This window comes from Brasilonema sennae CENA114 (genome assembly GCF_006968745.1).
Classification (GTDB): domain Bacteria; phylum Cyanobacteriota; class Cyanobacteriia; order Cyanobacteriales; family Nostocaceae; genus Brasilonema; species Brasilonema sennae.
Window position 1 is genome coordinate 55,692 of the sequence record NZ_CP030118.1, and the last position, 26,996, is coordinate 82,687.

The following is a 26,996-nucleotide window of genomic DNA, read 5'->3' on the forward strand; positions in this document are numbered from 1 at the left end:
ATATGCGTCTACTTAATTTACTGCTGAATTAGGTAGAGGCAAGATAGCTTGACACATTTTTATAAGGTTTAAGGAGAAATTCTCATTAAACCTAAGTTACGTACACCATAGGCTATTATCGTTTTAATAGAGTACCAAAAGCGTAGTGAACAACCATTTGGAAAATTAGTTTTGATGTTGTTGACAGTAGAAGTGAGTGTCTCAACAGAGGATAGTTTGACACTTCTTCTAGACAAAATGATGGTACCAATTCTTTTTTTTTGGTTTACTTCACTAGAAAATAAGAGTTTTTGAGCACAAGAAGTAGTGGAGGAAAATTTTCAGGTGTGCAGATGTAAATAGTTGATGACGGCTAGTTACCTATGATAGAAACAAAGACTATAGAAATCGTTTATCATACTATTTTGTTTGCTCATTGACTAGTAACAGCTAGTCTATTTTCCTATTGATGCTAACACATCTGATGAGATGAACCAATATTATTATAATACATTCATAGGCGATTGTTCAGTATTTTGTATCTAGGAAATTGCATCTACCAAAAAAGAAACCTTGACTGGTTCCAGTACATCATTGGAAAAAATTGGTAGAAAGTTAAAATGATTGACACACAGAAGAATCATATCACAGAGGAAAAGAAAGATTTTCCACACAATTTCTTCATAAACTCGTTGCAAAAAAGTACTGTTATACAGTATGCAGATGATCTTCAAAATTCCCGAAAAAAGGGTGTTGTTTCCTGGTTAAAACGAGCAAGTTTACGTAGAAAAGCGGTTGCCTTTGCCTTTGCCTTCGGTACATTGCCAATCATATTAGTAGGGGTGTTCACCTATAACATAGTCAACAACTCGACTACAAAGGAAATCACCAATGCTAAACAAGATAAAGCTAATTTCTTAGCAGACAACATAAACAGTTTTATGTTGAGACGATATGGAGATATTGAAATTTTCTCTAAACTGGCATTCTTACAAAACGGTAAATTCAGGCAAGTATTCAATCGTGAACAGATGCAAGCACAGCTAAGAAACTTAAATATTGAAAACAAGTATGAGAGCATTGCTGTGTTCGACATTCAAGGTAACTTACTTGCTGAGTCCCAAGGACAATCGATTCCTAATCAAAAAAACGAGGACTATTTTCAAAAAGTAGTCAAAACTAACACACCTGAAATCAGTCTACCTTCAGCAGCACAAAACAAAGAGAAAGCTAAAATTTACATATCTGCTCCTGTTAAAGATAGTGAAACAGGTGAAACCATTTATATTATCCGAACAGCTACGCTTTTAAAATCTTTAGAAAAGGTAATATCTACATCGAAAATAAGTCAAGAGAATTACTATTTGATAGATGATTCCAGAAAAATTTTTCTGAGCAAAATAGGATCTCACTTAGGTAATGATGCTAAAGAAGAAATTCCGGGATGGGATAAACTGCAACCACAACAGCAGGTAGTTTCTGGTATATTTTCAAACGAAAAGGAAAATACTGAAAAATTAATAACTTATGCGCCTTTGCCAAAAGTAGAAGGATTGCCACAATTAAAATGGGCATTAGTTCTAGATTTAGATACAGCCACTGCATTTGCAACACAGAGACAATTATTACTGGCATTGCAGATGGGGACTTTCATCACAGAATTGCTCGTTGGTGGCTTTGCAGCAATTGTTGCTAATAGTCTCGTGCGACCAATTTTGGTTGCGACAATGGCAGTTCAAAAATTGGGTAAAGGCAATCTTGATACTCGAATTGCGATTAAAGGCGAAGACGAACTTGCAATCTTGGTTTCTAACATCAACAAGATGGCAGACCAAGTGCAAGACTTACTACAAAAACAAGCTACAGAAGCTCATTTCTTAAAGTTACTCACAAATATCTTCCTCTCAATTCGTTCCTCTTTGAGTAGTGAAGAATTGTTCAACCTTACAGTTACAGAAGCAAGACAAGCACTCAAAGCGGATCGGGTTGTTATTTATCACTTTAATGCTCAAGGAGGCGGACAAATCGTAGCCGAATCCGTTGCTTCTGATTTTCCTGTTTCTCTTGGGGAAAAAATTAAATATACCTCTATAAGTCAGGAGATGATAGAGGCTTACAGAGAAGGTCGGGTGATGGTTATTAACAATCTTTTGGAAGCAGGCTTTCCCCTCGAATACCACAATTTCATGGAAAAATTGCAAGTCAAAGCGAAGTTAGTAACCCCTATTTTCAAAGAAAATCAACTCATAGGTCTTTTGATTGCTCATCACTGTCAGGAAATTCATAATTGGGAGTTCAGTGAAATTAATTTCTTGCGGCAGTTGGCGCTTAAAGTTGGGTTAAACTTGGAACGTCTCAGTTTACTTGAGATGGCACAGACACAAAAAGACCTTGCCATCGACTTGTCTAAAACCCATAACTCGCAAGATGTATGCAATTTAGCGGTTCAAAGCATCCGTAAAGCCTTGAAAGTAGAGCGAGCAGTCATTTACAAAATAGACGAAAATGTCCATGGAAGCGTCGTTGCAGAATCAGTAGTAACAGGTTGGCCTTGTTGTCTTGGTGCAGAAATTAACGACCCTTGTTTAAAAGATTATGTTGAGAAATATCGTCAGGGTCGTGTTGTAGCCATCAATGATATTTACCAAGCCCAGCTCAACGAGTGTTATATCAAACAACTAGAAGCGTTTGCAGTCAAAGCAAATTTAATCGCACCAATTTTGATAGATAACAACTTGCTCGGTTTGTTAATTGTCCATCAGTGTTCTCAATCACGTCTATGGGAACAGTCGGAAATTGATTTGTTTGAGCAATTTGCCAGAATTGTTGGGCTAGCTTTAGAACGGTCTAATCTTTTAGAGCAAGCTGAACAAGGACGCCAAATTGCAGAACAAGGTTCAATGCAGCAACGCCAGCAGAAAGAAACGCTGCAAATGCAATTGCTAAGATTGATATACTGTTTAGAAGAAGCATCTCAAGGTGACCTAACAGTGCGCGCTGAAGTCACCGGTGCGGAAATAGGCACTGTTGCTGACTTTTTTAACTCCTTATTAGAAAGTTTGCAGGAGATTGTGATTCAAGTCAAGCTAGCAGCGACTCAAGTGAATGCTGCAGTTGCAGACAACTCAGGAGCAATGGGTGAACTGGCAATTAACGCACTCAAACAAGCACACGAAATTAGCCAGAGTCTAAATGCTATTGACCAAATGAGGCAATCGATTAAAACTGTGGCAAAAAATGCCCAACAAGCCGCAGAAGTTTCCCGTACAGCATATCACGCCGCCAAAACAGGAGACACAGCTATCGACCTGACAGTCGAAAATATTCTCAAATTGCGGGACACGATGGGGGAAACAGGGAAAAAAGTCAAGCGTCTTGGAGAATCTTCCCAACAAATTTCGCGTATGGTGGCATTGATTAATGAAATTACCAAGCAAACCAACTTGTTAGCTATCAACAGTAGTATTGAAGCAGCGCATGCTGGTGAAGAAGCGCAAGGTTTTGCTGTTATTGCTGAAGAAGTTAGTTTGCTAGCAGCTCAAAGTAGGGAAGCCACTTCAGAAATTCAAGAAATTGTTGCCAATATCCAACTGGAAATCAGCGAAGTTGTCAAAGCTATGGAGTTGGGAACCACACAGGTTGTTGAAGGAACGACTCTGGTTCAAAATACCAAACACAGCTTGAATGATATTCTGGAAGTCTGTCGTCAAATTGACCAATTCGTACAGTCAATTTCTAATGCTACAGTCTCTCAAGTACAAACCTCGCAAGACGTTTCCCTGCTGATGCAAGATATTGCTAAAGTCTCTGAAACAACTAGCAACTCATCTCACCAAGTTTCCACTTCTCTACAGAAAACAGTAGAGATTTCCCAACAGTTGCAAGAAAAAGTGCGGACATTTAAGCTACATTCTCAAGAACAGCAGAGGCTGATTGATAGCGATAAGCTGTAGGACTTTGGCGTGAGGCAACGACTGTGAGCGCTCAATGGTAACAAACCATTTTATCTAAAATCTCCCCCAACTTCTGGCTCACTTGCGTCCTTTGACGCCACTTAACAATTCAAAATGGACTGCGTCCCGCTATGATCTAGCAATTTAGTTGCTGGTAGGGACTGCGTATGATTTCAATGGGACGCAGACAGAATTTATTTATTGATGAATCTAAAAAAGACTCCCAAAGTATTACACGCATTGGCACAATGAAGGCAGTGCTGATTTATGTGCAAAACGTGAGTTCAGAAAGTCTAGAAATTGCCAAAGCTACGTACCAAAGTGCTAAAGTTGCCTTTGAAAAGGGGCAGTACCGAAAAGCTGTTGAACAACTGGAAAAGGCAAGAACCCTCGTGGCTCCTAATTCTCGCCTTGGTGGTGAGTTACAAATGTGGCTCGTCACAGCTTATCAAGCAGCAGGGCGCACAGAAGAGGCGATCGCCCTTTGCGAACAACTCAAGCGCCATCCCCATTCAGAAACGAGTAAACAAGCAAAAGAACTACACTATATCCTCAAAGCACCAAGATTAGAACGACCAAGGGAATGGATGACCGAAATTCCCGATTTGAGTGCAATGGCTGACAATCAAACCAAACTTCCTCTGAGTGTAAAGAATACCAAATCTTCCAAAAAGCAGATGCCTCCTGAACGAGAATTTGTTGACCTTACTCAGGTCAATACCAGAGATAATCGATTTATTTGGATGGCGTTGATTGTCATTGGTTTAACGTTAGGTGGTTTATTTTGGTTGAGTTTGTAATTGACTTTGGGGGGTTTTCCGAGAATGCATTTGTATGCTTTAGCAAAGGATTTTGTGCGTGTACTTAGATTAGTAGGACGTTCTAGCAAGCGCGAAGGCTCGAAATCTAAAATTCAAAATCCTGTTTTGTGGATTGTGCTTGTGGTTTCTCTGTTACTATCTGGTTGTGTCAACTATGATGTAGGTGTTAATTTTTACAATGCAAATGGCGGCGAGTTTGTACAACACATTAAGTTGGAAGAGCGACTAACCAGTTTTAGTGGCGATTCTGTGTATGAATGGTTGAATAGTATAGAGCGTCGCGCCCGCAAATTGGAAGGCAAGACACGAAGGGTTTCTAATGAAGAGGTTATTGTTTCAATTCCCTTTAGTAGCGGTCGGGAACTACAAACCAAGTTTAATGAATTTTTCCACCCTAGTACCACTCAAACACTTGAGTCCATAAGAAGTGAAACTGAGTCGCAATTGCCGCAAATTGATTCTAATTTACTGTTGTTTCAGAATAATTTCCTGCTTTTAGTGCGGAATCGATTGGTTTATGACTTGGATTTGCGATCGCTTGCTCTACTTTCCAGCAAAGGAAATGTTTTGGCGAGTCCTGGCTCAATTCTCGATTTAGAATTTGGCTTAAACGCTCCTTGGGGTGCTAGAAATGTGGAAAATACTAATGTAATTCTTCCAGAAAAAAATGGAAATCAGTTGATGTGGAAGCTCAAAACTGGAGAATTGAACCATATAGAAGTGGTCTTTTGGCTTCCTAGTCCCCTAGGTTTTGGTACTTTATTCATTATTCTGTTTGTCTGGGCAGGTTTTTATCTGAGATACACTTTTATGCCAGATCCCAGAATTCAATTTGTTTCACAAGGAACAGTCACAGAATAGTCCTGTGCTTCATTACGCTGTATTCCACTCCTGGCGGACATAGTTACTTTTAATTATGTCCACATTCTTTAGTTTGGCTCAAACTGCTTGCTTTTAATTCATCAAAAGATTGATTAATTTTTGTGTAATAGGAAAACCAGTCTGATTTTCAAAATGTATAAACATTGGACTGGGGTTTGCTTCTAAAAATATATACTCACCGTTTGGTTTACAACGCCAGTCAATAGCAGTCCACTCTAGCATAAAAGCCTTTGCTATTGCTAAACATTGTTGTTGAATTGATTCTGGTAACTCTCTCGGAATTAACTCAGCATCTAAATCTTCGCGAAAATCTACCGCATGACTGCGAATTTCAGCAGAATAAACTGATTCTCCAATAACATAGCTACGAATATTTGTCCCAGGAATGTACTCCTGTAGTGTGACTGGAGAAAGACTCAAAGCCAAGTTCAATCTCTTTGGTTCTAAATGCTCTTGTGTCAAAAACTGGGTATGAGCACCACCATAAACTGGCTTAAAAATAACTTTTTCATTTATCTGAACAAATTCTGTAATTTCTCCTGGATGATTACTAATCAAAGTGGCTGGAATAGTCACTCCTATTTCTTTGGCTTTGCTAAGTTGTAGAGGTTTTTCTTTATGAAACTGGTATGCTTGCCAAGAATTAACCCAATGACATGGACAAGCCTGGATTAATGAGCGCAGTGTACTTATTGAATCATTAAATGCAACATACTGTTGGTTTGAGTCTTTTAACTGCGGAACGTGAACGCCGGAAAAGCTACGCCAAAATATACTGTGAATATCTAGGAAATTTAATTGATGTTCTTCAGATAGAGCTAAAGATCCCACCTTAGTATCAGGTCTCCAAGACATCCTTAATTGTGTTGGAAATAGCTGAGTATCGAAATAATTTACCATCGCACCAGCATCTGTAAGAGCATTCTTCAGATGGGCAGCATGAGCATCTAAAGAATTGCCCAAAATTAAAATGTTCATTTTAAATTAGCGGTTTTAAGAAGTCTGAAAATAAAATAAATTTAACCGCATATAGTTTCAGCACTTGACTCTAAAGTGCTGAAACTATATGGTATGTAAACTTGAACTGAAATCGTTTTTCAGTCAATTACTAAAGTGGGTTTTGTCTCCGCCATGCGCTTATCACGCGGAGTTTTCAACCAGTCGCTTTAAACTTCACATTAACGACCAATCTACCAAGGAAAGTGACCTCCAATTTCAAACCAACCTTTGGTCACTGGAGGCTTTTTGGGTGGCTTCTCTCCTGTTTCACTTCCTGGACAGGGGGCAGAAATACAATTTATCACTCCCCCTCCTTCTTCACCTACAGCTTGAGTGGTGACTGTCCCTCCTCCTCCTTCTTCACCTAAAGCTAGAGTGGTGAATTTATCCGATCCACCTAAGACTTGAGCAGCCTCTTCGTCATTGAGTTCCTCTTCAAAATTGAGTTCTATTGCTTCTAAATCTGAAACATCTAGACCAAAGGGATGGTTCATTACAGTTCTCCTGGGTTGATAAAATTTCTGGGTTTTGTACTGGGTTTGCGGAGTGTTAGGAAAAGGTTCTGATTCCTGTACTTGTAGTACATATATCAGATATTTGTGGTTCTTGTTACTATCTTTTTGTAACAATTTTATACTTGCATAATTTTGAAAAAAGTCAAGTAAAGACTGCTCTTTTCCTAGTAATAACTGTCCTGTTATCTGCTATCTGACTCGTACATTCAGTTGTTGATCCCCAACGCTATGAGTGAGGTCAACGTACTTGGCTGTTTGAAATGACTGCTGATAAACCTGCCATAGAGGAGGTACAGGGCGCGGCTGTGCTGCGTTGATGGACAGGCAAACAACAAAGCTCAAGAATGTGACTAAATACAAAAGCGCGAGTTTTTTCATTACGGCGACAAACGCTGAATTTTCCAACTACCATCATCTAAGCGAGTATAAAGCAAGCGATCGTGCAGACGGTTAGAACGTCCTTGCCAAAATTCGATTTCTGTGGGGATCACGCGCAAGCCACCCCAGTGTTGTGGTCGCTTAACATCTTGGTTTTGATATTGAATTTGCAACTCCTGCATCCGTTGTTCCAGCGCTTCTCGGCTTTTTATAACCTGACTTTGCTCAGACGCCCATGCACCTAGGCGACTGTTCAAAGGACGGCTATAAAAATACTCATCTGACTCGTTTTCGGAAACTTTTTCTACACTCCCACAAATACGGACTTGGCGTTCTAGTTCCGCCCACCAGAAAACTAATGAAGCTTGAGGATTTTCTGCTAACTGCTGTCCTTTATGACTGTTGTAGTTGGTATAAAAGATAAAGCCCCGTTCGTCAAAACCTTTGAGCAGCACAATTCTTGCTGAGGGCTGACCGTTTACTGTAGCTGTGGCTACAGTCATCGCGTTTGGTTCTGGAAGTTGGGCTGCTAATGCTTGGTCAAACCATTGTCTAAACTGTATAAAAGGATTAGAGTTTACATCCTTTTCGCTCAAACTTTGCAGGGTGTAGTCTTTGCGAAGGTCAGCGATCGTTTTGTCCATTTTCGTTTACTTTCCTATTATTAAGTACGTATTTCAGTACTTGGTGCCTGTATTTGCAAAAATATTTATCTAATCTAGTAGTCCACCACATCAACTTTGAGGGGTAGATGAGGTGAAAAAATTCTTACTCTCCCCCAGCTTCCCCAGCTTGCCTTAACCCCGCAATTTTGGGTAGTCCGAGCACTAGATGGTCATCAGCTTTCACTAAGTTGTACCTAATGTATCAAAGCGTTTTAACACAGATAACATAAGATGTACCGTTCAGCCTCAGTTCAACGTCTGTTAATATACGGCCTGAGCGGTCCGATTATCGCTCTCAATCTCTGGTTGCTGTATGTGATTTTTCGCTTATTCCAGCACCCCATCACCATTGTGAGCATTGCAGCAATTCTGGCTTTTTTACTGAACTACCCAGTCAAGTTATTTGAACGCATTACCTTGAGCCGTGCTCAAGCAGTTATCATTGTATTGCTGTTAACTTTAACGCTTTTGGTCATTCTTGGCGTTACGCTCGTACCAGTAGTTATTGACCAAACAATACAACTTTTAAATAAAATTCCAGATTGGCTAGCCACCAGTCAAGCAAACTTGGAGCAGATTGAAGCTTTAGCTAAAAAGCAGCGTTTTCCCCTAGATTTGACGGTAGTCAGCAATCAAATAAATGCAAACATTCAAAGTTTGCTGCAACAGTTGGCTTCCGTTGTTGTGGGATTTGCGGGAACACTGTTATCGGGTTTAGTTGATCTGATATTGGTAGTAGTGCTGGCATTTTATATGCTATTGTATGGCGATCGCGTATGGTCTGGCTTATTCAACTTCTTACCACCTCATATTCGATTTCCCTTAACCACATCTTTACGACTTAATTTCCACTACTTTTTTCTCAGCCAGATTTTGCTAGCATTGTTCATGGTAATTAGTCTTATTCCTATTTTCTTACTTCTCAAAGTACCTTTTGCCTTGTTATTTGCCATACTCATAGGTATATCCCAACTCATCCCCTTCATCGGGGCGACTTTAGGTATTGGTTTGGTTACTTTTTTAGTTTTGCTGCAAAATTGGTGGTTGTCAGTGCAAGTCGCTATAGCTGCCATAGTCATCCAGCAAATTAAAGATAATCTGTTAGGTCCCAAGTTACTTGGCGATTTTATTGGTGTTAATCCCATCTGGATTTTTGTAGCTATTCTCATGGGATTTGAGATTGCTGGTTTATTAGGAACACTGGTTGCTGTTCCTATTGCTGGCACCATCAAAGTTACCTTCGATGCTATCAAAGGCGGTAACAGAAAAAACAGTGTAACTGAGTAGGAGTTTCGGGAATGATTGATAAAAATTTCATATACATAGGGAAATGTAAAGATTATTTTTATGATTTTTTCGATCCATTTTTGTAACAAGAGTAGGTGTATCAAAATATCATATGTTATACTCTACGAGTTATATTCATTCTCATACCATTTTGTTTTCTAGCAATCCTAAATAGTTTGTGAAATTCTTCCGCAAGGTTGTTCTAAGTCAATTCTCCAGTGTTTTTTATTTCTTTGTACAAATGACAAAAGTCTCATAGACGGGTTTACTGCCTGTCACTCGTGGTGTAAGAAACTCTTTGTCGAGCGTAAGCTCAAAAGGCGTACTGATTCCAAAAAGTACTGAGTAACCCCAAAAGTTGTTTGACAAGTAAAATAAAACTGCTGTAGATGTTCAACCTTAACGTTTTCAAACTTTTTTGGATAGGACGTTGCGCTATAGTTCAAGCACCATTCAAAATGGTATTAGCCACAATTTTCAGGGAAGCATTGAGCAAAAAAAATTATCTAGTCTTTGGTTTTCAATGAGACAAATCAACTTTGTTATAATCTTTATCTTTTGTTTAGCCTTGGCTTTATTTGCCCTCGAGAACACCCAACCCGGAACAATCAATATCGTTCCAGAAGTACAGGTGCAGGCACCAATTGCAATTGAGTTGCTTTTGGCAGCGGGGATAGGAGCAGTTCTGGCTTGGTTGTATAGTATCTGGACACATTTTCTGCGACTTGTACTTTCTGGTCAACAAGTGCGACAGAAAAATGTCCAAATTAAGGAACTAGAAAGGAAAGTTGAACAATATCAAGCAGAAGTTCAATCTTTGAAACCTGTTCTACCGCCAGTGAATGATTCTGTAGCAAAAGAAGCACAAGTCATCAGCCAATAACAGAATTGTTTCGTGAGTACTTAGTAGTTGTTAGTCGTCCCACTATCGACTACTAACACAACAAAGAACAACTCATAAGAAATAGCAATTTCTTATACAAAACCAGTAAATCCAATATCCAAACAATTAATGGATGCTTCTGAGTTATTGGAAAAAATTACACTTTTGATTCATCAGGCGGAACTTGGGGAAATAGATCCTTGGGATGTCAAAGTGATTTCGGTGATTGATAATTATTTGGAATTAATGGGATCGCAAGCAACCAGCAAGGGCTATGAAGCTGACTTGTTGAAATCAGGACAAGCTTTTTTATCGGCATCCAAACTTGTGCTATTTAAAGCAAATACTTTGATGGAATTGCAATCAGCAGCACAAGAGCAAGAAGCATCCGTTGATGATGGATTGCTTACGAGTGAAGACGGGATGATTCATCAAGCTCAGCGCCTACCATTAGAGCGGCACTTGCGTCGTCGTCCAATAGCAATGCCACCATCAAAGCGTCGCGTGACTTTGCAAGAACTGATTTCGCAATTGCAAATCATGGCGCAACAATTGAAACTCGTAGAAAAAGTTAATAAACCTGTCCGTCAGAAACGGCAACCTAGTTTGCAAAGTATGCGGGCAGCATTAGAGTTGGCTCACCAGGAAAATCTTACAGAGGTGGCTTTTGAACTAGAGCAGCTCTTGCAAAGTGTGGCAACACAATTGAGTTCACACAACAGTTGGCTCAATCTTGAACAACTGGTGGAGTTATGGACGCAAACAAAGCAACCACAACAAAATAATACACACACATCGCAACATAGTCATATAGTTGTTAGTGTTTTCTGGGCTTTACTACTGCTTTGTGCTCAATCGAAAGTGGAGCTATTTCAGGAGGAGTTTTATCAGGAAATTAAAATCAGGTTACTGACTGATTCAGCTAATCATGAATCCATAGATGCTCCCTTGAATTCAGAGTTTGCAACATAGGAATATTCAAAATTATCAGAGTTTGGCTTCAGCAAGTTCCAAAATCCGATTAAATTGAAAAAGATAACGAATGAGAAGATGTAGACACCAACAAAAATTTTGCCAAGTCGCAAAATCCTTTGTGTACAGGTTACCTACTCTGGATGGTGAATAGACAGCGCTCTCTAGATGAAAGTTTTGTGCATCTTGGTGAGTGAGTTGACTGTTGGCGCAACTCCTGTGTTCGTGGCGTTGCAAGAGCGTGCTCTCGGGGCATACTAAGCATAGGTATGCTTTATTACGCAGTTTTTCTCCGTAAGTCGGGTGAACACTCACTCTGCCGCATAGCATGTGGAAACGAATTAGGACATAGGCGTGCTGGAGGTATATTCATATCTCTTCCTCCACACTGTTTTATATTGGCGCAACCCTAGGCAGGACTTACGGTGTAGCCATGCCCCAGGCATAGGGCTTCTCGTAAAGTTCAATGGGCTTTAAGCAGGGTAGGTTAGAGTAGGATAAAGAATGATATGAGGTCATGAAGTGTGAATGCTCAAAGCTAGGTATGAAAAATTTATACTTTATACTTAATATTTTATATTTTATTCATGCTTTATACTTGACACTACTAGGCAGGTTATGCCGATGACTGAGCCAAAGTCTCTTGATCTCTGTTATCCGTGCTTTGCGGGGTGACTTCAATCAGAAATAAACTCACGATGAAATATGACTTAATAACAGTAAACTCGCTTGTGGTTGAGGAATAAACACATATGAAGGCGATGATTCTCGCAGCTGGTAAAGGTACTCGCGTACGTCCGATTACCTACACAACGCCCAAACCGATGATGCCCATTTTGCAGAAGCCAGTGATGGAATTTTTACTGGAACTTTTACGCAAACACGGCTTTGACCAGATTATGGTTAATGTAAGCCATTTAGCAGAGGAAATTGAAAGTTATTTCCGTGATGGTCAGCGGTTTGGCGTACAAATTGCCTACTCTTTTGAAGGTCGTATTGTTGAAGGTAGTCTTGTTGGGGAAGCAGTTGGATCTGCCGGGGGCATGCGGAAAATCCAAGACTTTTATCCATTCTTTGATGATACCTTTGTAGTGTTGTGCGGTGATGCCCTGATTGACCTAGATTTGACAGCAGCTGTGAAGTTGCACAAATCTAAAGGAGCTCTTGCCACCATTATCATGAAATCCGTGCCTAAGGAAGAAGTTTCTAGCTATGGTGTAGTCGTCACCAACGAAGATGGTCGTGTTAAAGCTTTCCAAGAAAAACCCAAAGTTGAGGAAGCTCTAAGCACTAATATCAACACAGGTATTTATATTTTTGAACCAGAGGTTTTTAATTATATCCCATCTGGGGTAGAGTATGACATTGGTAGCCAACTTTTCCCCAAACTGGTAGAAATTGGTGCGCCCTTCTACGCTATCCCAATGGACTTTGAATGGGTGGATATTGGAAAAGTTCCAGACTACTGGCGGGCAATTCGTGGTGTCCTTTCAGGGGAAATAAAGAACGTGCAAATCCCTGGACAACAAGTCGCACCTGGTATATACACTGGCATGAACGTTGCTGTCAATTGGGATAAAGTCGATATTACAGGTCCAGTTTATATCGGCGGCATGACCAAGATTGAAGACGGAGCCAAAATTGTCGGTCCTACGATGATAGGTCCAAACTGCTGGATATGCAGTGGTGCTACGGTAGAAAACAGTGTCATTTTTGAATGGTCACGATTGGGACCGGGAGTACGGCTTGTGGACAAGTTGGTATTTGGTCGTCACTGCGTAGACAAGACTGGAGCAACGATAGATGTCCAAGCAGCAGCTCTGGACTGGCTCATTACTGATGCTCGCCGAGATCCACCATCGCATACACCAGTGGAACGGCAAGCTATTGCTGAATTGTTAGGAAATAATGCTACTTAGTCATTAGGAGGGAGTACGCTCTTGCGACTTTTAGCGTTGTAGCATCTGCCGTTTTAAAGTCATTAGTCACTAATTGATGACTAATGACTTTTGACTTTTAACTGTTCAGGTAAGTGTAGCGTCGCAAACTTTGTTCATAGGTTTGCAACAGCCTTTGAGCTTCCGCTAAAGTAATGTGATTTTCTTCTAAAGCATGCTCACAACGCTGGCGAATGCTTTCGACCATATCTTCAGAGTCATACTGCACATAGCTTACCACTTCGCTCATGGTATCACCTTTAACAACGTGTTCAATTTGGTAACCTTTTGGAGTCAGTTGGATGTGAACTGTGTTGGTGTCGCCAAAGAGATTGTGCAAATTGCCCATAATTTCTTGGTAAGCTCCGTTGAGGAACATTCCGAGATAGTAGGGTTCTCCTGATTTGAGGGGGTGCAGTTCTAAAACTGATTTCACATCCCGCAGGTCAATAAACCTGTCGATTTTGCCATCACTATCGCATGTCAGGTCTGCCAAAATTCCTCGCCGTGTTGGTTCTTGATCCAAACGGTGAATTGGCATAATAGGGAAAAGCTGGTCAATAGCCCAACAGTCGGGTGCAGATTGAAACACAGAAAGATTGATGTAGTAGATAGAAGCCATGATTTGTTCTAGGTCTTCCATCTCGTCCGGTACGTATTCCTGCTTTCTGGTTATTTCAAGAATTTTTTGACAACAAGCCCAGTAAAGCCTTTCAGCTTTAGCGCGTTCTGTAAGACTTAAAATTCCTAAGTTGAAACGACTGATGGCTTCTTCTTTGAATTGGGTAGCGTCGTGGTAGAGTTCTTGGTAGTTCTCCTCGTTAACAGATTGGAAAGTTTCCCAGAGGTAAGTAATAACCGGGGATTCACCTTCTTTTGGCTGTTCTGGTGAGTCAAGCGGGACAACACTGCTACTAAGAACGTCAAAAATCAGTACCGATTGATGGGAAGCAATCGCCCGTCCGCTTTCGCTTATCAGTGTTGGTACTGGAAGTTTTCGTTCTGCACAAGTATCTTTTAACTCTGCCACGATATCGTTGGCATAGTTCTGCATATTGTAGTTTTTTGAGGCATAGAAGTTGGTTTGCGAACCGTCATAATCGACACCCAAGCCACCTCCAACATCGAGATACCTCATCTTTGCCCCTAATGCTGCCAGCTCCACATAAATACGGCTAGCTTCTTGAATGGCATCTTTAATCACATTGATGGCTGAGATTTGCGATCCGATGTGGAAGTGTAATAGCTGCAAGGAACCCAATAGGTTAGCATTACGTAACTTGTCAACTGCCTGAATAATCTCAGGGATGGTGAGACCGAATTTAGCGCGATCGCCTGTAGAAGTTCCCCACCGTCCCATCCCTTGGGTACTTAGTTTAGCTCTCACACCCACAATTGGCTCAATCCCCAATTGTTGGCTGACTTCGATCACCAAATCAACTTCTTCGACTTGTTCTAAAACGATAATCGGCTTTTGACCTAGTTTTTGTGCCAGCATCGCTGTCTCGATGTATTCTCGGTCTTTGTAGCCGTTGCAAATCAGCAGCGCTCCTGGTGTATCCAATAAAGCTAGACCAATCATTAACTCTGGCTTTGAACCAGCTTCTAAGCCAAATTGATGGGGTTTGCCGAACTTTACCAAGTCTTCAATTAAATGCCGTTGCTGATTGCACTTGACAGGAAATACGCCACGGTAAACACCAGGGTAGTTGTAGCGGGCGATCGCTTTGGCAAAACAAGCGTTTAACCGCTCAATCCTGTCTTCCAAAATATCCGAGAAACGAATCAGTAGCGGCAATCCTAGACTACGCTGTTTAAGGGCGTTGACGAGTTCATATAAGTCTAAAGAACCACCGCGATCGCCTTTAGGAGAAACAGTGATATGACCTGCTGCGTTTATAGAAAAGTAAGGCTGCCCCCAACCTTCTATTCGGTAAAGTTCTTCACTCTTTTCAATTGTCCACTGGCGAGGTACATCTGCTGATGTGGCTGGTGGTAGCAGCTTTTTTTGTTTATTATTTTTCAATTCCGCTTTTTGTCCATCGGACGGCAGTTTCAGCACCCCTTCTAATTTCTCTGTTGACTCAACATGCATTTCTTCGCTGACCTCGATGTTAGACCCACGAAAATACAATTTAGCGTATTCGTCTGTATGTGCACATGCACTTAGAGATAGTTTCTGAGATATTGTCAGTATTGGTCATAACTCATTCCTATTTGTCATTAATTCTTGACAAATCAGAGAAGACAAACGACCCTTCTGGTATGCCTGTGGCACACTATTGGTGAACGCCTAACGGGAGATCCCTTCGGGTATCTCCTGCACGCCTACGCTACGCGAATGCAGTCGCCTACGGAGGAGCCAGTACTGTTCGCGCAGCATGGCACTTTGTGCCATAGGAGGGTTTCCCGACAGAGGTATCTGGCGTTGGAGATCCTCCTCATGCGCGCTGTCTCACCAATCGCCAAGGTGCAGGAGATAGTCCTGCATAGCGCTGGCTGCCAAAAGACAAATTCAGTAAATTTGAGGAGATAGTTTTGGAACGTACATTTTTAGCAATTAAGCCCGATGGCGTGCAACGTGGATTGGTAGGTGAAATTATCCGTCGCTTTGAAGAGAAAGGCTTTACCCTTGTTGGTTTGAAATTATTAAAAGTTAGTCAGGAATTGGCTCAAGAGCACTACGACGTTCACCGAGAAAGACCTTTTTTTGCTGGGTTGGTAGATTTTATCACTTCTGGCCCAGTCGTAGGAATGGTTTGGGAAGGCGAAGGCGTTGTCGCATCTGCCAGAAAAATCATTGGCGCAACAAACCCACTTTCGGCAGAACCAGGGACAATTCGAGGTGATTTAGGGATTAATATTGGTCGCAACCTGATCCACGGTTCCGATGCTGTCGAAACAGCACAACGGGAAGTGTCTCTGTGGTTTAAAGAAGAAGAACTAGTTTCTTGGCAACCAACCATAACACCTTGGTTACACGAGTAATTTAGGAAGCGAGAATTGATGAGGAGTCAAGGATTTTTTCCCTCACTCCTTGACTCCCTCATCTGGCTCCTACTCTCTACTTCCTTCCATCACTTCGGGTTTATTTTGTTCTTCTATTTCTTCTGAGTGGGTTCGCTTAGAAAATCCCCATGCCAAGATCAGGGCGATCCCAGTAATCATGAACCATTCTGGCGGTACCAAAGAATCGTTCACGACTCTAAGCAGTAATCGCAAGCCCACTAATGCCACAGTCATATAACCTGCATCCTCCAAGTGGACAAATTCATCTAACCAACGAATAAACAAACCTGCCATAAAGCGCAGAGTCACAACACCAATGGTTGTGCCTATAATCACAAGCCACTTTTCATTAGAAACAGCGATCGCAGTCGTAACACTATCAAGAGAAAACGCCAAATCTGTGAAGGCAATAATCGGGATCACTTGCCACAGAGAACTAAACCTGGGACCGTGGTCTTGATTGTCATCGGCTTGATCGGAAGTAAAATGTTGGAATACTAGCCACAGAAGGTAACCTGCACCTAGTAACTCAAACTGCCAGAACTGTTGCACCCAGGTGGCTGTTAGAAGTAAGGTGATTCGCAGGACATAAGCAAATACTAAACCAATATTCAGCGCCCGATCTTCGAGATCCTTGTCTTCTAGTCCTTGGGCGATCGCAGCCAGAGCGATCGCGTTGTCAGCAGACAGTATTGCCTCTAAAAAGACGAGCACTAGCAGCACTATCGGTGCTTCAATGCTGAAATGAAACTGAAGGTAATCGAATATTCTATCTAGCATTCCAGTTTTCTTAAAGAGCAAAAATCATAAATTACCACAAATCGCAATCTTAATATACAAAGCGCAATAAAATGCTACTTTTATTAAGCTTAACGTGTGGATGGCAAATTCTCAAAGCGAATCAGGATTACGGGGAGCACGCGAGCACCCGACGAGTAAGGAATACCTGAGCCTTTGTAATGCACGGACGTTTGCCACGGCGATTGCGACTGCGTAAGGAATAGAGCTTGTGTGCAATCTGCTGCAACTGTCATGCGACTTATACTTACCAAGAAAAAGTCTGAAATCAGACTTTTCAAACATCCTCTAACTCAACTACTTTTTCGAGTCAACTGAGTTGGTAGGATTCAATTACCAACAATCATTTTTGGGTTGGACTTAAAAAATTGTTAAAAAACTCTGATTCTCGGCACCGACTGATTATCTCTGTTGCTATTGGAGTATTAGTCTGCGTACTATTGCCGTCTTGGCTGCGCTTACCTACGCGCACTCTCTGTGCTTGGAACTTAGGCGCTGACTGTTTCTTAGGCTTGACTTGGTGGATAATGTTCAGGACAACTCCACAAAAGATGCGCCGTTTCGCGCAACTTGAATATCAAGGACGTGTGGCTATTTTAACCTTAATTATCGCTTCTGCTTGTGCAAGTGTTTTAGCGATTGGGTTCTTGCTGACTGGTAATACAAAAAGTTTGTCAACTATTTTACTAACCCTACACGTCACGCTGGCTGTGATGACGATTATCAGCTCTTGGTTATTAGTACATACTATCTTTGCCATGCAGTACGCGCGTACTTATTATCAAGTTAGCAATAGTAATACAGAGCAAATAGCTGGTGGTTTAGATTTTCCCAATGACGAAGAACCAGATTATTGGGACTTTCTATATTTTTCTTTTGTGATTGGCATGACTAGTCAAGTCTCAGATGTCCAGACAATATCACGTTCAATGAGGCGTTTGACTTTGCTACACGGGATCTTATCCTTCTTTTTTAATACTAGTATTTTGGCTATGAGTATCAATATCATTGCCGCCCTGATTTAAATCAGGTTTCTTAAGCCGATGCTAAAAGTATAGGTTAAACATATAAAAATTTTGTATCTCTACTTATAGAAAGAGGAAAACCTTGCCTTTGAGTTCTTAGGATGAACACAAACATAAGCAATCGGAGTGGATCTATGCCTGTTAACAACATAGATGAATTATCTCAAGAACTAAAAGACCAACTGCAAGAAGTTCCTCAAGAAGGAAAGCAAATTTTTGTTGCAGCATTCAATGCAGCTCAAAGTGACGGTTTCAGTGAACAGGGTGCCTATGAAGTTGCTTGGAATAGCGTAAAAAACCAGTACGAGAAAGGTTCAGATGGCAAATGGCATGCAAGGGGCGAAGTTACCGCTCAACACAACAAAGCTATTACCCAAGGTGGCAACTAAGTTCTTTTTGCGTTGGTTTTAAATTTCCGGCGGTTTGTATTAAAGACAAACCGTCTTTTGCTTATTTCTAGGTTTAAAAATGATTGCAAAATACATCAGATGAAAGTAATACAAGTTGCCAAAGTATTATAGATATGCAGGTCACAAAACACGAAATCTCTATTCGTCGTATGCAAGACGATGTACAAGATTATGAGTTGATGGCAAAATGGCTGACTGATGAGAAAGTATTGAAATATTACGAAGGGAGAGATAATCCCTTTCCTTTAGACAGAATTATAGAATCTTACCAGCCTATGGTCAGGGGAGATGATCCAGTTATCCCTTGCCTGTTTTACAATCAAAAAACTCCCATTGGTTACTTGCAGTATTGTGCCCTCAACGACTTATCTGATACAGAGAGGCAAATGTATTGTCTGGAAGAAACTGAAGATGTTTATGCGATTGACTTATTTATAGGAGAAATCCAATATTGGAACCAAGGAATTGGCACAAAAGTAGTTTCATTGGCTCTAAACTATATTTTTGAACAACTGCAAGCCCGCAAAGTTGTAATCGACCCACATGTGTGGAACACTCGTGCTATCCGTTGCTATGAAAAATGCGGCTTTGTCAAGCTAAAAATATTACCAGAACATGAACTTCACGAAGGAAAGTGCTGGGATTGCTGGTTAATGGCGACAAACCACAAGAAATCAGTACACTGAAAGAAATTACCCCGCTGGCATTGACCTTCCGCGCTTACCGATGACTCAACAACCTGCTAGAATCTGTATCCTTGGTGGAGGCTTTGGTGGTCTCCATACTGCTCTGCGCTTGAGCCAGCTTCCTTGGGAACCTTCGCAAAGACCCGAAATAGTTCTGGTGGATCACAGCGATCGCTTTGTTTTCTCTCCTCTTCTGTACGAACTTCTGACTGGGGAATTGCAAACCTGGGAAATTGCCCCACCTTATCAAGAACTTTTGGTCACTACAGGTGTTCGTTTTTGTCAAGGTTTTGTATCAAAAATTGACATAGACCAGCAACGTGTACATTTACAGGATGGACCAGAAATTTCCTATGATCAATTGGTGTTAGCGCTAGGTGGCGAAACACCGTTGGATACTGTCCCTGGAGCAACATCTTACGCCTATTCGTTTCGGACTATTGCAGATGCGTATCGTTTGGAAGAACGCCTGCGAGTTTTAGAAGAATCGGATGCAGATAAAATCAGGGTAGCTATAGTTGGTGCTGGTTACAGTGGTGTAGAGTTAGCTTGCAAACTAGCAGATAGACTTGGGGAAAGAGGACGATTTCGGCTGATTGAAATATCTGACCAAATTTTGCGAACCTCGCCAGACTTCAACAGACAAGCAGCTAACAAAGCAATAGAAGCACGGGGTGTGTTTCTCGATTTAGAAACTAAGGTAGAAGCAATTGCTCAAGACAGCATCTCATTAGAGTACAAGAATCAAGTAGACACAATTCCTGTGGATTTGGTGATTTGGACAGTGGGAACGCGGGTATCACCCGTGGTACGAAACCTGCCTGTCAAACAAAATCAACGTGGTCAAATTAGCACTACATCAACTCTCCAAGTCCACGATCATCCCGAGATTTTTGCCTTGGGGGATTTAGCAGATTGCCTAGATGCTGAAGGTAAGCAAGTCCCTGGAACAGCACAGGCTGCTTTCCAACAAGCAGATTACGTTGGTTGGAACATTTGGGCAACTTTGACAAATCGCCCTTTGCTTCCCTTCCGCTATCAGTTCTTAGGTGAAATGATGGCATTGGGAATAGACAGTGCCACCCTGACTGGTTTAGGCATCAAACTAGAAGGTTCGTTAGCATACGTCGCGCGTCGTCTTGCCTACCTTTATCGGCTACCAACCTTAGATCACAAACTCAAAGTTGGTTTTAACTGGCTTACTCGTCCGATTGTAGAGACACTTTATAGAAAATAAAAAATTACATACTTGGGATACAGGACTGTTTGAGTCAGTGGAGATAGGTAGATAGCTAATAGCGAGTCAGTGATAGTTTATGAAGGAAAAACCGCGAGTTATCTTTTTAGATGCTGTTGGCACACTTTTTGGGGTGAAAGGCAGTGTAGGAGAAATCTACACTCAGATAGCGCAGGAGTTTGGAGTCGAAGTTTCTGCTGATACTTTAAACAAAACATTTATACAGAGTTTTAAAGCTGCGCTACCCCCAGTATTTCCAGATGCAGAGGAACAAGACATTCCCCAACGCGAGTTTGATTGGTGGCTTGACATTGCGCAAAACACTTTTGAACAAGCAGGTGTTATCCAGAAGTTTTCTGATTTTTCGACTTTTTTTAGTGAACTCTATATTCACTTTGGTACAGCTAATCCGTGGTTTATCTATCCCGATGTCTTGCCAGCTTTGGTTAGCTGGCGGCGGATGGGAATAGAACTGGGAATACTATCGAATTTCGATTCCCGTATTTACTCAGTGTTACAAAGTTTGGAGATCAGAGAGTTTTTTGAGTCTATCACTATTTGCACTCAAGCAGGTGCTGCCAAACCTGATAGCAAAATCTTTGCCATAGCTTTGGAAAAACATAAGTGTTCATCAGAGGCTGCATGGCACATTGGTGACAGTCTCACAGAAGATTATCACGGAGCGAGGGGAGCTGGGCTAAGAGGCATTTGGATAAATCGTCAGAATTAATTGTTGACATCCTCCCTACCAAGCGCAAAGCTTGAGGGTTGGATCACAACAATTGAAAAATCTGCCAAGCGCGTTAGCTCCGCGCCCCTCTTGTGGCTAGCGGTGAGGGGGTCGCAGTCTTGGACGCCACTTCCTTCAAGTCGGGCATTGCCCGCCCAACGGAGTGGCTCCGCTTCCCGTCGATTGCGAACCCCGCGGATTATTCACAAACTATTTGTGATTGCTATATCATTAACAAATGATATAACAAAATATAAATTTTTATTGAACGACTAAGGAAATTTATAAAGAATTACTGCTAAATCTGCAAGTTTATTAAATAGAATTAAAGAAAATTTTCATTAAAAAAACTTTAAGTAAAGAAAAAAAAGACAAATCAAACCAAAAAATAATCATTTATGTAACTTTAATCTATTCATAATATAGTATCTATATTTTAGTGATCTCCGATCTGAGATAATCTGCAATAGTGGTAATATCATGTTCGGGTAATTAGTTATGATTTCCACGTTGACTGCACCCCACCCCTTTATCCCCTCCCCTTAGCAAGGGGAGGGGAGCCGAAGCGCAGCTTTGGCGGGGTGAGGTTCTTCAGCATGATAAGTAATCAAACGAACTTGATATAACTCAAAATAGTAAGGCTAGGAAGTCATGAGATGTCTCTAGTTTTACAATTAGCTAAGAAAAAGCTGACTGCTACAGAAGTTTTGCTACTACTGATGGAAAAAACTGCATTTATTTAGCCTATGCAAAGTATATATTGAGATTTTGTGCCAAAAGTGAGTGGCCGTGCATAACTGGCAAATATAATAGTCTGAAATTGCATAGATGATAGATTTAGTAGTAGAAGTTAATATTTCTAAGGTATTTTAACTTAGTTTGTTTTAGTATAATTTATGGTAACGTGCCTTATGGGCGTATACGATAAGCCACAAGAAAATATTATTTCACGAAATGAGCTTTTTCGGAAGCAGGTTTTTGGGTGTATATACTTAGAATACTTAGAAAAATTAGATTTCTTCTTTACTCTGAACTCTTAATCCCCAATTTTATGTGATATGGTCTACAGTAAGATCTCTGCTTTCCAAGAATTTGTCGCTACCCTAGAGGGTTTTGATCGCTTACCACCTGAGGTCATCGCCTCTGTATCACAAAAGCTGCAACCTTTGCGTTACCGTATAGGTCAAAAGATTATCGGTAAAGAACAAGTTCCTGATCGAGTCACAATCATTTATGAAGGCAAAGCTCGTCTGTTGGCATATGATCCACGTACAAATATGCCAACGACGTTGAACTTGCTGGAACCAGGAGCAGTTTTGGGCGAAATTAGTCTATTACGGCAAACTGCGTGCGAGATCACAATTGCTTCCAACGAAGTTATCTGTATAACATTGAGTGCAGCGGAGTATTTACGCTTACTCGCGATGTACCCAGCTTTTGCACAGGCTCGTCAAAACCGCTGTCATTTGATGGAAGTTTTTGATATCCTTACTCTTCAAAAGGAAGTACAAGCTTTAGGCAGCACTAAACTCAAAGAACTGACTCAAGACGCTTGGGCTGGAGCAAAAGTACATAACCTGCCACCAGGAAAAACTTTATTAAATCAACCAGATAACGATTATATTTGGTTTGTCAGTGGCGGTGGAACAGTCAAGGGCTTCTCTGTGGGTTCCAGATTGGAATTGAGTGATTTGCATCAGACAATTGAGGTACAGGGGAATACTCCGGCGCGGTTGTTGGGAATGCTCAGGTCTGATATTTTACTGCTAGACAGTATAGACAGACAACAGTATCCAATAGACGAGAGTGAGTCACAGACAACAGACTTAGAGATTCCATACGCAGCGGACGAAGAAATACCACCACAACCCTCGCAAGCGCAAGAAAAACATAAAACTAGAAAATATCCTTTTTATGGGGGTAGGGGACAACTCAATTCGGCGATCGCCTGTTTTCAAATGTTAGCCAAACACTTGGAAATGCCGTTTCGACGGGAAGTGGTTCGCCGCATTTTCAACGACCAGATGAGCCGTCAGGGTGTGATATCGTTTCAGCTATGTGCTTACCTGGCAGAGTTAACAGGATTAAAAGTACAGTTGGTGGATATCCCCACTTCTGCTGTGACGCGCATACCCACACCAGCCTTGATTCGTTATGGTGAAAGCTATGCTGTTCTCTATGAAACAAGTGAGCGCAATATTGTTGTTGGTGTCCCATCGAAGGGAATTCTACGCTTTAAACCCGCTGAGTTTATCAACCAGTTAGAAGTCGAAGAAAGCACTTACCCGCCTCAGTTTAGAGTCTTGCTCTTGTCTTCCACACCAGCAACCCCTCAGCAACGCTTTGGTGTACAGTGGTTTCTTCCTTATTTGTCGCGTTATCGCCGAGTTTTGATAGAAGTCTTTGTTGCTTCCTTGTTCGTACAATTGGCTGCACTGGCAAATCCTCTGGTCGTTCAGATGATTATCGACAAAGTTATTACCCAAAACAGTATCAGTACTCTGCACGTTTTGGGTGTTTTGTTATTAGTTGTCGGTCTGTTTGAAGCAGTGCTTACGACTTTGCGGACTTACTTATTTGTGGATACAACCAACCGCATTGATATGGGTTTGGGATCAGAAATTATCGACCATATGCTGCGTTTACCGCTACGTTATTTTGAACGCAGACCTGTGGGGGAACTTTCCACTCGCATCAATGAATTAGAGAATATTCGTCAGTTTTTGACTGGGACTGCTTTAACCGTAGGTTTAGATGCACTTTTCTCGGTGGTTTATATCATCGTGATGTTAATTTATAGCTGGAAATTAACCTTTGTTGGTTTGATTACAATTCCAGTGTTTATTGCGATTACTATGGTTGCATCTCCTACGGTGAGCAGACAACTACGAGGAAAAGCCGAACGCAATGCCGAAACTCAATCTTATTTGGTTGAGGTGATGTCAGGAATTCAAACAGTAAAAGCGCAAAATATTGAGTTACGAGCGCGTTTTTCTTGGCAAGAGCGTTATGCTCGGTATGTGGGGGCTGGCTTTAAAACTGTGGTCACTTCGACTCTAGCCAATTCAACAAGTAACTTTTTCAATAAACTCAGTAGCTTACTTGTTTTATGGGTGGGAGCGTATTTGGTACTTGAAGGAGAGTTGAGCTTAGGAGAATTAATTGCTTTTAGGATTATTTCAGGTTACGTTACAAGCCCCATATTACGATTAGCTCAACTCTGGCAAAACTTCCAAGAAACTGCCTTATCTTTAGAGCGTTTAAGTGATATTGTTGATACGCCACAAGAAGCAGAGAAAGACCGCGATAATATCACATTACCTCCGGTGGTTGGATCAGTGAAATATGACAATGTTGCTTTCCGCTTTACAAACAATGGCCCATTGCAACTTTGCAATGTTACTATTAATTTTCCTGCCGGTAAATTTGTTGGAATAGTCGGGCAAAGCGGTTCGGGTAAAAGTACAATGATGAAGTTGCTACTGCGACTTTACGAACCCGAAGCTGGTAGAATTTTAATTGATGATTACGACATTGCCAAAGTAGAACTTTATTCTCTACGACGACAGCTTGGTGTCGTTCCTCAAGAGACGCTGTTATTTGATGGAACGGTTCAGGAAAATATTGCTCTGACCAATCCTGATGCATCAACTGAGGAAATTATTGAAGCTTCAAAAGTTGCAGCAGCACACGAATTTATTATGAACTTGCCCAATGGTTATAATACGCGAGTGGGCGAAAGAGGGGCTGGACTTTCTGGTGGACAAAGACAAAGAATAGCTATTGCTCGTTCTGTCTTACAAAGACCAAAATTATTAGTTTTAGACGAAGCAACGAGCGCATTAGATTACCCTACCGAACGGCAAGTTTGTCTGAATTTAGCAGAGACATTCAAGGGGAACACAGTGTTTTTTATCACCCACCGTCTCAACACTATTAGGAATGCAGATATTATTGTGGTGATGGATGGTGGTAAAGTTATAGAACAAGGAAGCCATGATGATTTGATGGCCTTGAGAGGTCATTATTTCTACCTCTATAATCAACAAGAAGTCCAACTGTAAGAAAAATCATAAATTATGATAGTATCAAATACATTTGATTCATAATTTATGATTTTTAATTGTTTCTCCTTTTCGTCATCTTTATCCTCATTCCCAGGTAAATACCATGACTGATTTTGATAATCGCTTTAATGGTCATAACGGTAACGGAACGTCTCAAAAAAGTAAAAAGTCTTCCGATTCAAAAATACTTACTGCCCAATTTAAGCCTCCTAAAACATCTGAAACAGATTTCAAACGGCAGAACTTTGGAGCATTAGAAGAATCTGTTGTGCTACGCCAATCTCCATTTTGGTCACGGAGTATCATGATCACATTAATGGTGTTAGCCTGTTTTGGAATTGGTTGGGCATACTTTGCCAAAATTGAGCAAGTTGTTCCTGCAACAGATGGTCAATTGAAGCCGCAAGGAGCAGTTAAAGACATTCAAGCTCCAGTTAGTGGAGTGGTGAAAGCAGTTTATGTTAAAGATGGGCAAAAAGTCAAGCCTGGAGATTTACTGCTGATTTTTGATTCTGTCACGACTAATGGTGAATTAAATTCTTTGAGAAAAGTTCGTACTTCCTTGATGCAAGAAAATCAGCTTTACCGCCGTTTGATACAGGTTGGTTCTAGTAGTGCGGCTGAAATGGAATTTTTACGAGGTAAACTATCTAGAGAAGCTGCTTTTCTTTTAAAAAACCGAGCAGCATTAGTAGCAGAAAATGAACTGTTGCGTAAGGAATTTAAAAACACTGGCGCTGTTGCAGGTTTTAATACAGAGGAACAAGAACGTTTAGCAATGGCGAAAAAAGAATTAGATTCTCGTTCTGCAGCGGCGCAATTAAAAGTCGAACAAAGCAAGCAGAAACTCGCTCAAAATGAAGTTCAACTTGGCGACGCCAAAGCAAGTTTAGCAATTGAGCAACTGATTTTAGATAGAATGAAGCTCCTATCAGAAGAAGGAGCGATCGCTCAGCTTCAATATCTACAACAAAAAAAACAAGTCCAAAATCTGACAGCACAAGCCGCACAATTTGTTAAAGAAGATCAACGCCTGAAGTATGAAATTCAACAGGGACAGCAAGAGACAACAAATACAATCGCTGTTTCTGGTAAAAATGTCCAGGAAAAAATAGCTGAGAACAGTAAGCGTGTTGCCGAAATTGATAGCCAAATCTCTAGAATTCTGCTTGAGAATGATAAGCAATTGGCTGATGTAAATAGCAAGATATTACAAGCGCAAACAAACATTAAATACCAAGAGATTCACGCTCCTGTCTCTGGCGTTGTTTTTGATTTACAAGCTAAAAATCCTGGTTTTGTGGCAAACAACAGTCAGAAGCTCTTGACAATTGTACCAAACGAGAACTTTATTGCAGAAGCTTTTATCACGAACAAAGATATTGGTTTTGTTAAGGAAGGAATGAAAGCTGATGTCAGACTTGATCCTTTTCCTTACAGCGAGTTTGGTGATATTAAAGGAGAAGTCATTTCGATTGGTTCAGATGCATTACCACCAGATCAAACACACCAATATTATCGTTTTCCAGTAAAAATCCGTTTAGCACAACAATCTCTCAATGCTCGTGGTAAAAAATTATCTTTGCAGTCAGGCATGGGTATTAACGCGAATATCAAAGTTCGAGAAGAACGGACTGTTATGAGTTTATTTACTGAGTTGTTTACGAAGGAAGTTGACAGTCTTAAACAAGTTCGTTAAGCAAATCAAAATAGACTTAGCTTGAAAATAGAACGGGCTGCGCCCTTGCACTGTATAGGAACTC

The 26,996-nt window shown here is 41.0% G+C and carries 21 protein-coding genes; 15 read left to right on the forward strand and 6 right to left on the reverse strand.

All coding sequences use genetic code 11. The annotated features are described in order from the left end of the window. Positions 1 to 599: 599 nt before the first annotated feature. The 3 genes from DP114_RS00230 (at position 600) to DP114_RS00240 (ending at position 5,614) form a co-directional block, all read left to right on the forward strand. On the forward strand, positions 600 to 3,932 hold the full coding sequence (locus tag DP114_RS00230; protein ID WP_171975150.1) for a GAF domain-containing protein: 3,333 nt from the start codon (positions 600 to 602) through the stop codon (positions 3,930 to 3,932). 278 nt (positions 3,933 to 4,210) lie between these two features. After that, positions 4,211 to 4,732: an outer membrane protein assembly factor BamD gene (bamD, locus tag DP114_RS00235; RefSeq protein WP_171978075.1), complete on the forward strand. Its 522-nt coding sequence runs from the start codon at positions 4,211 to 4,213 to the stop codon at positions 4,730 to 4,732. A 24-nt stretch (positions 4,733 to 4,756) separates the two neighbouring features. Then, the gene (locus tag DP114_RS00240) at positions 4,757 to 5,614 is read left to right on the forward strand and encodes a DUF3153 domain-containing protein (protein WP_169263711.1); all 858 of its coding nucleotides are present in this window, start codon (positions 4,757 to 4,759) and stop codon (positions 5,612 to 5,614) included. Positions 5,615 to 5,707: 93 nt separating this feature from the next. On the opposite strand, the gene DP114_RS00245 is transcribed toward DP114_RS00240, so the two are convergent. From DP114_RS00245 to pdxH, 4 genes are all read right to left on the reverse strand, one after another. Then, positions 5,708 to 6,613: an ATP-grasp domain-containing protein gene (locus DP114_RS00245; RefSeq protein WP_171975151.1), complete on the reverse strand. Its 906-nt coding sequence runs from the start codon at positions 6,611 to 6,613 to the stop codon at positions 5,708 to 5,710. 212 nt (positions 6,614 to 6,825) lie between these two features. Continuing rightward, complete coding sequence (locus DP114_RS00250; RefSeq protein WP_169263713.1) at positions 6,826 to 7,128, reverse strand: hypothetical protein; 303 nt, start codon at positions 7,126 to 7,128, stop codon at positions 6,826 to 6,828. Positions 7,129 to 7,338: 210 nt separating this feature from the next. After that, entirely contained in the window at positions 7,339 to 7,527 is a 189-nt protein-coding gene (locus tag DP114_RS00255) for a hypothetical protein (RefSeq protein ID WP_169263714.1), read from the reverse strand. Beyond that, on the reverse strand, positions 7,527 to 8,171 hold the full coding sequence (pdxH, locus tag DP114_RS00260) for a pyridoxamine 5'-phosphate oxidase (protein ID WP_171975152.1): 645 nt from the start codon (positions 8,169 to 8,171) through the stop codon (positions 7,527 to 7,529). Before pdxH ends, DP114_RS00255 begins: the two co-directional genes overlap by 1 nt. Positions 8,172 to 8,423: 252 nt before the next feature. On the opposite strand from pdxH, the gene DP114_RS00265 reads away from it, so the two are divergent. The 4 genes from DP114_RS00265 (at position 8,424) to DP114_RS00280 (ending at position 13,253) form a co-directional block, all read left to right on the forward strand. Further along, positions 8,424 to 9,479: an AI-2E family transporter gene (locus DP114_RS00265; RefSeq protein WP_169263716.1), complete on the forward strand. Its 1,056-nt coding sequence runs from the start codon at positions 8,424 to 8,426 to the stop codon at positions 9,477 to 9,479. 523 nt (positions 9,480 to 10,002) lie between these two features. Then, on the forward strand, positions 10,003 to 10,362 hold the full coding sequence (locus DP114_RS00270) for a lipopolysaccharide assembly protein LapA domain-containing protein (protein ID WP_169263717.1): 360 nt from the start codon (positions 10,003 to 10,005) through the stop codon (positions 10,360 to 10,362). A 129-nt stretch (positions 10,363 to 10,491) separates the two neighbouring features. Next, the gene (locus tag DP114_RS00275) at positions 10,492 to 11,334 is read left to right on the forward strand and encodes a segregation/condensation protein A (protein ID WP_171975153.1); all 843 of its coding nucleotides are present in this window, start codon (positions 10,492 to 10,494) and stop codon (positions 11,332 to 11,334) included. 752 nt (positions 11,335 to 12,086) lie between these two features. Then, positions 12,087 to 13,253, forward strand: a complete 1,167-nt coding sequence (locus DP114_RS00280; RefSeq protein ID WP_169263719.1) for a sugar phosphate nucleotidyltransferase — start codon at positions 12,087 to 12,089, stop codon at positions 13,251 to 13,253. Between the two features lie 97 nt (positions 13,254 to 13,350). Here DP114_RS00280 and speA read toward each other — a convergent pair whose 3' ends face one another. After that, positions 13,351 to 15,366 (reverse strand): biosynthetic arginine decarboxylase, encoded by a 2,016-nt coding sequence (gene speA / locus DP114_RS00285; RefSeq protein WP_169263720.1) that lies wholly within the window; start codon positions 15,364 to 15,366, stop codon positions 13,351 to 13,353. Positions 15,367 to 15,809: 443 nt separating this feature from the next. Between speA and ndk the strand changes: the two genes are divergently transcribed. Beyond that, the gene (gene ndk / locus DP114_RS00290; RefSeq protein ID WP_171975154.1) at positions 15,810 to 16,259 is read left to right on the forward strand and encodes a nucleoside-diphosphate kinase; all 450 of its coding nucleotides are present in this window, start codon (positions 15,810 to 15,812) and stop codon (positions 16,257 to 16,259) included. Positions 16,260 to 16,328: 69 nt separating this feature from the next. Here ndk and DP114_RS00295 read toward each other — a convergent pair whose 3' ends face one another. Continuing rightward, positions 16,329 to 17,060 carry a TerC family protein gene (locus tag DP114_RS00295; protein WP_169263722.1) on the reverse strand — a complete coding sequence of 244 codons (732 nt, stop codon included), beginning with the start codon at positions 17,058 to 17,060 and terminating at the stop codon, positions 16,329 to 16,331. 386 nt (positions 17,061 to 17,446) lie between these two features. Between DP114_RS00295 and DP114_RS00300 the strand changes: the two genes are divergently transcribed. The 7 genes from DP114_RS00300 to DP114_RS00330 all read left to right on the forward strand — a co-directional run bounded on the left by DP114_RS00300 (position 17,447) and on the right by DP114_RS00330 (position 26,932). Further along, a complete protein-coding gene (locus DP114_RS00300) occupies positions 17,447 to 18,103 on the forward strand; it encodes a DUF1345 domain-containing protein (RefSeq protein WP_169263723.1) in 657 nt (218 codons plus the stop codon). A 134-nt stretch (positions 18,104 to 18,237) separates the two neighbouring features. Beyond that, a complete protein-coding gene (locus DP114_RS00305; RefSeq protein ID WP_169263724.1) occupies positions 18,238 to 18,492 on the forward strand; it encodes a ChaB family protein in 255 nt (84 codons plus the stop codon). Positions 18,493 to 18,626: 134 nt separating this feature from the next. Continuing rightward, the gene (locus DP114_RS00310) at positions 18,627 to 19,199 is read left to right on the forward strand and encodes a GNAT family N-acetyltransferase (protein WP_169263725.1); all 573 of its coding nucleotides are present in this window, start codon (positions 18,627 to 18,629) and stop codon (positions 19,197 to 19,199) included. Positions 19,200 to 19,239: 40 nt separating this feature from the next. Beyond that, positions 19,240 to 20,436 carry an NAD(P)/FAD-dependent oxidoreductase gene (locus DP114_RS00315; RefSeq protein WP_171975155.1) on the forward strand — a complete coding sequence of 399 codons (1,197 nt, stop codon included), beginning with the start codon at positions 19,240 to 19,242 and terminating at the stop codon, positions 20,434 to 20,436. A gap of 79 nt (positions 20,437 to 20,515) precedes the next feature. After that, a complete protein-coding gene (locus DP114_RS00320) occupies positions 20,516 to 21,166 on the forward strand; it encodes an HAD-IA family hydrolase (protein WP_169263727.1) in 651 nt (216 codons plus the stop codon). Between the two features lie 1,058 nt (positions 21,167 to 22,224). Further along, positions 22,225 to 25,230 carry a peptidase domain-containing ABC transporter gene (locus tag DP114_RS00325; RefSeq protein ID WP_171975156.1) on the forward strand — a complete coding sequence of 1,002 codons (3,006 nt, stop codon included), beginning with the start codon at positions 22,225 to 22,227 and terminating at the stop codon, positions 25,228 to 25,230. Positions 25,231 to 25,336: 106 nt separating this feature from the next. Next, positions 25,337 to 26,932 (forward strand): biotin/lipoyl-containing protein, encoded by a 1,596-nt coding sequence (locus tag DP114_RS00330; RefSeq protein ID WP_169267582.1) that lies wholly within the window; start codon positions 25,337 to 25,339, stop codon positions 26,930 to 26,932. Positions 26,933 to 26,996 lie beyond the last annotated feature (64 nt).